Annotated in this window: 1 protein-coding gene; it reads right to left on the reverse strand. The window is 64.0% G+C overall.

The genetic code is table 11. From position 1 onward, the window contains the following. On the reverse strand, window positions 1-1,124 hold a 1,124-nt coding region (locus NEI07_RS11950), incomplete at both ends, for an efflux RND transporter permease subunit (protein WP_256034808.1).

Raw genomic sequence — 1,124 nt, forward strand, 5'->3', positions numbered from 1 at the left:
GCGCGCTGCTGGTTCTCGAATTGGCCGCCCCATTGATAGCGATATCCCGGCGGCGTCTTTACGTTCTTGGCGACGGCCTTCTTGGCGTCGTCGACGAATCCGACAAGATCGCGTCCCGTCACATTGGCGAGGACGGTGGCGAAGCGACGGCCTTCCTCGCGAATGATCTGGATCGGTCCGTTCTCCACGCGCACGTCGGCGAGTTGCGACAGTTCGACGACTTTGCCTTCGGATGAAACCATCGGCAGCCGCGCGAAGTCGACGGACGAGCGGCGCGAGATTTCAGAGCCGCGGATGACGAGCGGCGTGCGGATCGGCCCTTCGAGGACGATGCCCACCGGCTGACCGTCGACCCACACGCGCAGCGCGTCCTGAATCTCGCCTGCGTTGAGGCCAAAGCGCCCGGCAGCCAGCCGGTCGACGCGCGCCGTGAGATAGCGCATGCCGTCGTTCTGGAGGCCGAACACGTCGCGCGCCCCCCTGATCTTGCGCAAGGTCGCCGCGACCTCGCGCGTAAGGCGGTTGAGTTCGTCGATATCGTCGCCGAAAATCTTGACGACGACGTCGCCGCGCGCGCCGATGATCATTTCCTGCACGCGCATGTCGATGGGCTGCGAAAAGGCATAGGAAATGCCGGGCATGCTATCGAGCACGGCGCGAATCTCGCCCATCAGCCAATCGATATCCTTGCCGCGCCATTCGCTTTGCGGCGCAAGCGTCAGGAAATTATCGGTGTCGTTGAGGCCGACGGGATCGATGCCGAGCTCGTCGGCGCCGGCCCGGGCCATCATTCCCTTGACTTCCGGCACGCGCTCCATGATTGCGCGCTGAATGCGCATGTCGGTCTCCGCGGCCATATTGACGCTGATCGTCGGATGTTTGCGGATGGTGATGACGGGCGTGCCCTCGTTCATCACCGGCATAAAGGTCTGGCCGATGCGCGAATAGGCGGTGAAGGCGACGACGAGGCCGATGATAGCGGCGGCGCCGACAATTAAGGGCTTGTCGAGCGAGCGCTTGAGCAAAGGCTCGTAGACTGCGGCGACCTTGCGCACCAGCCAGGGTTCGTCGGAATGGCCCGGCTTCAGCAACGTCGCGCTGAGCGCCGGCACGACGGTGAGAGA

Source organism: Methylocystis suflitae (genome assembly GCF_024448135.1).
GTDB classification, from domain to species: Bacteria; Pseudomonadota; Alphaproteobacteria; order Rhizobiales; family Beijerinckiaceae; genus Methylocystis; species Methylocystis suflitae.